This is a genomic window from Scandinavium sp. M-37 (assembly GCF_043558715.1).
In the GTDB taxonomy this organism is placed as follows: domain Bacteria; phylum Pseudomonadota; class Gammaproteobacteria; order Enterobacterales; family Enterobacteriaceae; genus Scandinavium; species Scandinavium vulneris_A.
Window position 1 is genome coordinate 1 of sequence record NZ_JBIGIN010000084.1, and the last position, 947, is coordinate 947.

Below are 947 nucleotides of genomic sequence, written 5' to 3' on the forward strand. Positions count from 1 at the left end.
TTTTTCCAGAACAATCGCTCTGATTCATTGGGTGTTAAGCCACCGTTATATTGGTGGGGTCTGAGCTGGCTGTAATAACCAATGATGTAATTCGTTATTGCCGTGCTGGCTTGGCTAAAATTAGCGTAGCCATTATCCGGTACCCACTCTGTTTTCAGACTTCTGAAGAACCGTTCCATTGGGCTGTTATCCCAGCAATTTCCCCGGCGACTCAGACTTTGCTTTATCTGATATCTCCACAGTAACTGCCTGAAATTTCTGCTGGTATAGTGACTGCCTTGATCCGAGTGATACAGTAAATTAGCCGGTTTTCCCCGTGCTTCCCAGGCCATCGACAGGGCTTTACCTGTCAGTGCTGAATCAGGGAAAAATGACATCGCCCAGCCAACCGGTTTACGGGAAAACAAATCGAGTACTACAGCCAGATAAGCCCAGCGTTTTCCCGTCCAGATATAAGTCACATCACCGCACCAGATCTGATTAGGCTCGGTAACAGCAAACTGGCGATCCAGATAATTAGGGATCTCAATGTGTTCCTTAGACGCCTTCTTATAACGATGGCCAGGTTGCTGACAGCTGATAATATTGAGCGCTTTCATTAGCTTTGTTGCCCGCCAGCGGCTCAGTTTTATACCTTTGGTGGTGACCATCGCGGCAATGCTTCGCGCTCCTGCTGAGCCGTTACTTTCGCGATAAACTTCACGCACAAGGCTCAGTAATGCCACTCTCGTGGCGTCAGGCTTCCTGGGCTGCCGCCAGTATTTATAACTGCTGCGATGAACCCCAAACACGTTGCACACAACGGCAACAGGAAACCGCGCCCTGAGTTTCTCAACTAATGAGAATTGTTCAGGGAGTCTGACATCAAGAGCGCGGTAGCCTTTTTTAATATATCCCTTTCCATTTCAACGCGTTGAAGTCTTTTCTTTAGCTCGCGTATTTCAATC

The 947-nt window shown here is 47.9% G+C and carries 1 pseudogene; it reads right to left on the minus strand.

Annotated elements, in window-relative coordinates:
* Positions 1-947: pseudogene (locus tag ACG0Z5_RS23755) on the minus strand (IS3 family transposase); the annotation flags it as partial.